This window comes from Bradyrhizobium sp., from assembly GCF_036735945.1.
Taxonomy (GTDB): Bacteria; Pseudomonadota; Alphaproteobacteria; order Rhizobiales; family Xanthobacteraceae; genus Bradyrhizobium.
Genome location: NZ_DAINNI010000194.1, coordinates 1 through 6,288 on the forward strand (window position 1 = coordinate 1; position 6,288 = coordinate 6,288).

Here is a 6,288-nt window from a genome sequence, read left to right on the forward strand (position 1 = left end):
ACGCCTTCGTGCTGTGGGGCTCCAACATGGCGGAGATGCATCCGATCCTGTGGACGCGCCTCACCGACCGTCGATTGAGCCAGCCGCATGTCAAGGTCGCGGTGCTCTCGACCTTCACCAACCGCAGCTCCGACCTCGCCGACATCCCGATCGTGTTCAAGCCGGGTACTGATCTGGCGATCCTGAACTACATCGCCAACCACATCATCACGACGGGGCGGGTCAACCAGGAGTTCGTCAAGAACCACACCACCTTCGTGAAGGGCACGGTCGACATCGGCTACGGCTTGCGCCCTGATCACCCGCTCGAGGTCAAGGCCAAGGGCGCCGCAAACGCCGGCGCGACCCAGCCGATCGACTTCGATGCCTATGCCGCCTTCGTGAAGGACTACACGCTCCAGAAAGTATCCGAACTGACCGGCGTCGAGCGCGGCTTCCTGCAGGAGCTCGCCGAGCTCTATGCCGATCCGAAGCGCAAGGTGATGTCGCTGTGGACCATGGGGTTCAACCAGCATGTCCGCGGCGTCTGGGCCAATCAGCTCCTCTACAACCTGCATCTCCTCACCGGAAAGATCTCCGAGCCAGGCAATTCGCCGTTCTCGCTGACCGGCCAGCCCTCCGCCTGCGGTACCGCGCGCGAAGTCGGCACCTTCGCGCACCGCCTGCCGGCCGACATGGTCGTCATGAATCCGGAGCACCGAAAGCATACCGAAGAAATCTGGCGCGTTCCGAACGGCATCATTCCGGACAAGCCGGGCTACCACGCCGTCGAGCAGGATCGCATGCTGCGCGACGGCAAGCTGAACTTCTACTGGGTTCAGGTGAACAACAACGTGCAGGCCGCGCCGAACAGTTCGCGCGAGACCTATCCGGGCTATCGCAATCCGGACAATTTCATCGTGGTGTCCGACGCCTATCCGACCGTCACCGCGCTGTCAGCCGACCTCATACTGCCGGCGGCGATGTGGGTGGAGAAGGAAGGCGCCTACGGCAATGCCGAGCGCCGCACCCATGTGTGGCGGCAGCTCGTCAACGCGCCCGGCGAGGCGCGCTCGGACCTCTGGCAGATCATGGAGTTCTCCAGGCGCTTCACCACCGACGAGGTGTGGCCGGAGCAGATCCTGGCCGAGAATCCCAATTATCGCGGCAAGACCTTGTTCGACGTGCTGTTCCGCAACGGCAAGGTCGACAAGTTTCCGGTGTCCGAGATTCCCGCCGAATACGAGAACCGCGAGTCGAAGGCATTCGGGTTCTATGTCCACAAGGGGCTGTTCGAGGAATACGCCGAATTCGGCCGTGGCCACGGCCACGACCTTGCCGCATACGACCAGCTCCACGAGGTGCGCGGCATGCGCTGGCCGGTCGTCAACGGCAAGGAGACCAGGTGGCGCTACCGCGAAGGCCTCGACCCCTATGTAAAACCAGGCAAGGGCGTCGAGTTCTACGGCAACAAGGACGGCAAGGCGCGGATCATCGCGGTGCCCTACGAGCCGCCGGCCGAATCGCCCGACAAGGAATACGACGTCTGGCTCGTCACCGGCCGCGTGCTCGAGCATTGGCACTCGGGATCGATGACGATGCGTGTGCCCGAGCTCTACAAGGCGTTTCCCGGCGCGCGCGTCTTCATGCATGCGGAAGACGCGCGCGCCAGGGGCCTCAACGAGGGCTCCGAGGTGCGGGTGGTTTCCCGGCGCGGCGAAATCAGGAGCCGCGTCGATACCAAGGGCCGCAACCGAATGCCGCGCGGCGTGGTGTTCGTGCCGTGGTTCGACGCCAGCCAGCTCATCAACAAGGTGACGCTGGACGCCACCGATCCCATTTCCAAGCAGACGGATTACAAGAAATGCGCGGTCAAGATCATCCCGGCCTGAAGAGGCTCAGAACGCCGCTGGCAGGCGCGCTGCTCGGCGGCATGCTGGTGTTCGCCTGCGGCGCGATCTACGCGCAGAACGCGCCGCAGATCGTGCCGCGCGTCACCGGCGCCGCGTCACCGATGGGCGATGTGCCGACGCCCCCTCTGGCGCGGCCGGTCATCGACGACAAGCGGCTGATGCGCAACTATCCGGAGCAGCCGCCGATCATCCCGCACTCGATCGACAATTATCAGCTTACGCTCAAGACCAACCGCTGCCTCGACTGCCACCGCCGGCAGTTCACCGAAGGTTCGGGCGCGCCGATGATCAGCATTACCCACTTCATGGACCGCGACGGCCAGGTGCTCGCCGACGTCACGCCGCGGCGCTATTTCTGCACCGCCTGCCACGTCCAGCAGACCGACGCGCAGCCGCTGGTGCCGAGCACGTTCAAGGACATGCTTCTCGTCGGTCCGGAGAAGAAGTGAGATGCGGCGATGAAGCGGCTCAAGGAACTGCTGATCTGGTTCTGGCGCATCGCCAGCCGTCCAAGCGCGCATCTGAGCCTGGGCGTGCTTGCGCTCGGGGGATTCATCTGCGGCGTGCTGTTCTGGGGCGCGTTCAACACGGCGCTCGAAATCACCAACACCGAGCAGTTCTGTACCTCCTGTCACGAAATGCGCAACAACGTCTTCGAGGAGCTGCAACGCACGCCGCACTTCTCCAACCGTTCCGGCGTCCGCGCCAGCTGTCCGGACTGCCACGTCCCGCATAACTGGACCGACAAGATCGCGCGCAAGATGCAGGCGTCGAAGGAAGTCTGGGGCAAGATCTTCGGCACGATCGATACCAGGCAGAAATTCCAGAATCACCGGCTCGAGCTTGCCAAGCACGAATGGGCGCGGCTGAAGGCCAACGATTCCCTGGAGTGCCGCAATTGTCATTCCGCCGTCGCGATGGATTTCACCAAGCAAACCCGCCGCGCCTCGGAAATCCACGGCAAGTTTCTCGTCTCGGGCGAGAAGACCTGCATCGACTGCCACAAGGGCATCGCCCATGAGCTGCCCGACATGACCGGCGTCGAGCCGGGCTGGCGGGAGCCGCCCGAACTCCGCCAGCGCCAGAGCACCCGCGACGACCCGCGCGCCGAACTGGCGCGTTACCTCGCCGGCACGGCCGGCGATCGCTAACCGTTCGCGAAATCGCGAAACTGATTTCACGTCATTGCGAGCACCGCGAAGCAATCCATCTGTCCCCGGGCCGACGCAGAGCAAGTGCCCCCGCACATCCCGCTCGCGATCAGGATGTCAAATTGTACGGCAGCAACCGCCGTCAACCATCCGGTAACTAGTTTCCTTCACTCTCTGCCAACCATAAGCCTCGTGTCGCGGCTTATGTCTGGCGAGTGGCGTATCATGTTGCGTTTGAAGATCCTGGCCTCCGTGTTGCCGTTGGTAATTGTCGCTTTGTTCGCGCGGGGCGATTTATGGGGCGGCCCGCGGCGCTGCATCGAAATCGCCGGCACCACCGTCGAGATCACCACCCTCTCCTGGCAGGCCGATCAGCACGTCGGCTTCACCAGCGATCCTTCGGAGGCGACGGTACGGGTTCAAGCTTCCGACAATCCGGAAGCCGCCGACTTCACCGTGATCGACGACATCGATGCGGCCGAGGGCGGCGCCTGCGAAGGCAGCGCCCCACCGCGGCTGATCGCGATCTCGCGCCGGCCTTCGGCCGCCGATCCCCTCATTTATTTGTCGCGGGACGGGCCGGCCGACTACCGCATCTTCGTCGCCTCGAAGAGCTTTTCGCTGCTCGATGCCGCTGCCCTGATCGTCGGCGCCCGCGGCCAGCGACACCGCGTCCAGGCGGCCGCGCTTTAACGCTTCATTCACCCTCTTCTCATCGCATCGGTGGCGTGCGACGAGCCTCAAGCACTTTGCAACGTCGGCAACGCATCGTCTCCCCAAGAGAGACGGCGCAGCAAGCCGGGTCAATTCAGGCAGCAAGCTCAGGGTATTGGCGATGGAGCGAACTTTTCGGATCAAACTCCGCCTTCGCCGTTTCAGCCGCCGTCATCCGTGGCTCACCTTCATAGTCCGCTCCTTCATGATCTTCATGATCGTGTTCGGCGCCGCCTACGGATTCATTGCCGGAAGCAAGGCGGAAAATTCCGGTTACGATCCGCACGCTTTTGCGATCGGCGTTGCTTTCCTGTTTGCAATCGCCTGCGTCGCGCTCGCCGCTTTCAGCTTCCGTTTCCGCCTGCTGCGCAAGAAGATGCGCATGGTCGCCCTGCACAATGAGGCGCTGGCCGACCGGAACTGGGAGTTGCAGGAAGCCGAACAGCGCGCCCTTCGCCTGTTCGAATCGCAAGGCGATCTGATCGTGCTGCGCGACGCCGAAGGCCGCATCACCTTCGTTAACGACGCCTATTGCACCCTCGCGCAAATGCCTCGCGAGCAGTTGATCGGCAGCCGCTTCGCCTTGCGCGTGCTCGAACAGGGCGACACCGCGCTCGAGCCGAACGGCACCCGCGTTCACGACCAGCAGATCGAGGGGCCGTTGGGGGCGCGCTGGATCGCCTGGCGCGAGGGTCTCGTCCGCAATGACGCCGGAGAACCGGCCGAAATGCAAAGCGTCGGCCGCGACGTCACCGATCGCACCGAAAGCGAACGCGCGCTCACCGAAGCCCGCGACCAGGCCGATGCGGCGAGCCGCGCCAAGTCGCGCTTCCTGGCCATGGCAAGCCACGAGATCCGCACCCCGCTCAACGGCATCATCGGCATGAGCACCTTGTTGATGGATACGCCGCTGACGCCGGAACAGACGACCTATGTCAAGGCGGTGAAGACCTCCGGCGACGCTCTGCTCGCGCTGATCGAGGAGCTCCTGGACTATTCCAAGATCGAGGCCGGCAAGATCGACCTCGAACATCGCTCGTTCGCGCTGTCGGGGATGATCGAGGACATCACCGAACTGCTGGCGCCCCGCGCCGAGGCCAAGAAGATCGAGATCGCGGCTTATGTCGACGACCGGCTGCCGCGCGAGGTGATCGGCGACGCCGCGCGGCTGCGCCAGGTGCTGCTCAATCTCGCCGGCAATGCCATCAAGTTCACCTCGACCGGCGGCGTCGCCTTGATCGTCGAGCCCGGCATCTGGCCCAATGAAGTCAGTTTCCTGGTGCGCGACACCGGCATCGGGATCGCGCCCGAGGCGCGCGAGCGCATCTTCCGCGAATTCGAGCAGGCCGATGACAGGATCGCCCGCAGCTATGGCGGCACCGGGCTCGGGCTCAGCATCTCCGACCGCATCGTCAAGCGCATGGGCGGGCGCATCACGCTGGAGAGCGAGCCGGATGTCGGCTCGACGTTCGAAGTTTCGATTCCGCTCGCGGCGGCCGAGAGCAGGCAGGCCCCGTTCGCGGCGCCTGATCTGTCGGGACAGTCGATCATGCTGGTCTCGCCGCAGAGCATCGAGGCCTCGCTGACCGTGCGGCGGCTGGAGCGCTGGGGTGGACAGACCTGCACAGTATCCGACGCCGATGTCGCGGAAGCCCTGATGCCCGAACGTTCCTGGCATACCGTGCTGATCGATCATGCGCTCGGGCGCGCCGGCGTCGAACGGCTCGCCGATGCCGCCCGGCTGCATGCCCCGCAGCGCATCGTGATGTTCACGCCGGCGACGCGGCAGGAAATGCAGCCCGCCGCCAGTTCGGCCCTCACCGGCTATCTGGTCAAGCCGCTGCGCGCGGCTTCGCTCGCCGCACGCCTGATGGCCGCGCCGGAAGTGTCCGCTCCGAGCCTGGAGCCGGCGATCGACGCCGACGCGACGCCGGCGACAAAGGGCCTGTCGATCCTGGTCGCGGAGGACAATCAAATCAACGCGCTGCTGATCCGCTCGCTGCTCGGTCGTCTCAGCCACAACAGCGTCATCACCACCAACGGCGAAGAAGCGCTGGAGTCCTGGCTGGCGGCGAAATCCGCCGGCACGCCCTATGATCTCGTCCTGATGGACATCCAGATGCCGCTGCTCAACGGCATCGAAACCACCCAGCGGATGCGTACCCTCGAGGCCGGCGAGCCGGGCAACCGCACGCCGATCCTCGCGCTCACCGCCAACACCTTGGTCGAGGACCGCTACGCCTGCTTCGAAGCCGGCATGGATGGATTTCTGATCAAGCCGCTCGACCGCGACAAACTCGCCGACGCACTGATGGGCCTGATCGCATCACGGCACATCGCGGCGTGAGATAGAACGATTTTCGACGTCGTCCCCGCGAACGCAAACGCAGGGGCGACGCCAATTACAACCGCCGCAGCGCCACCGTCTCGACGAGATGGTCGGCGCGTTTTTTCAGGATCAGCGTCGCCCGCGGCCGGGTCGGCAGAATATTGTCCTCGAGATTGGCGAGGTTGGTGCGCTCCCAGATCGC

The 6,288-nt window shown here is 64.5% G+C and carries 5 protein-coding genes and 1 pseudogene; 5 read left to right on the forward strand and 1 reads right to left on the reverse strand.

Annotated elements, in window-relative coordinates; translation table 11 throughout:
• The 5 genes from napA to V7E26_RS28675 all read left to right on the forward strand — a co-directional run.
• Positions 1–1,871 (forward strand): periplasmic nitrate reductase subunit alpha (napA, locus tag V7E26_RS28655; protein ID WP_324422756.1); only part of this gene is annotated, 1,871 nt, incomplete at its 5' end.
• On the forward strand, positions 1,844–2,341 hold the full coding sequence (locus V7E26_RS28660; protein ID WP_324422757.1) for a nitrate reductase cytochrome c-type subunit: 498 nt from the start codon (positions 1,844–1,846) through the stop codon (positions 2,339–2,341). The genes napA and V7E26_RS28660, both read left to right, overlap by 28 nt.
• A gap of 9 nt (positions 2,342–2,350) precedes the next feature.
• Positions 2,351–3,043 (forward strand): cytochrome c3 family protein, encoded by a 693-nt coding sequence (locus V7E26_RS28665; protein ID WP_324422758.1) that lies wholly within the window; start codon positions 2,351–2,353, stop codon positions 3,041–3,043.
• Positions 3,044–3,268: 225 nt separating this feature from the next.
• Positions 3,269–3,736 carry a hypothetical protein gene (locus tag V7E26_RS28670; RefSeq protein ID WP_324422759.1) on the forward strand — a complete coding sequence of 156 codons (468 nt, stop codon included), beginning with the start codon at positions 3,269–3,271 and terminating at the stop codon, positions 3,734–3,736.
• A 142-nt stretch (positions 3,737–3,878) separates the two neighbouring features.
• The gene (locus V7E26_RS28675) at positions 3,879–6,104 is read left to right on the forward strand and encodes a PAS domain-containing hybrid sensor histidine kinase/response regulator (RefSeq protein WP_324422760.1); all 2,226 of its coding nucleotides are present in this window, start codon (positions 3,879–3,881) and stop codon (positions 6,102–6,104) included.
• A gap of 55 nt (positions 6,105–6,159) precedes the next feature.
• On the opposite strand, the pseudogene V7E26_RS28680 reads toward V7E26_RS28675, so the two are convergent.
• Positions 6,160–6,288, reverse strand: a pseudogene (locus V7E26_RS28680) (type I pantothenate kinase); the annotation flags it as partial.

Excerpts from the sequence above, each read along its gene's own strand:
- V7E26_RS28660 (WP_324422757.1), top strand. The coding sequence starts at position 1,844 with ATGCGCGGTCAAGATCATCCCGGCCTGAAGAGGCTCAGAACGCCGCTG.
- V7E26_RS28665 (WP_324422758.1), top strand. The coding sequence starts at position 2,351 with ATGAAGCGGCTCAAGGAACTGCTGATCTGGTTCTGGCGCATCGCCAGC.
- V7E26_RS28670 (WP_324422759.1), top strand. The coding sequence starts at position 3,269 with ATGTTGCGTTTGAAGATCCTGGCCTCCGTGTTGCCGTTGGTAATTGTC.
- V7E26_RS28675 (WP_324422760.1), top strand. The coding sequence starts at position 3,879 with ATGGAGCGAACTTTTCGGATCAAACTCCGCCTTCGCCGTTTCAGCCGC.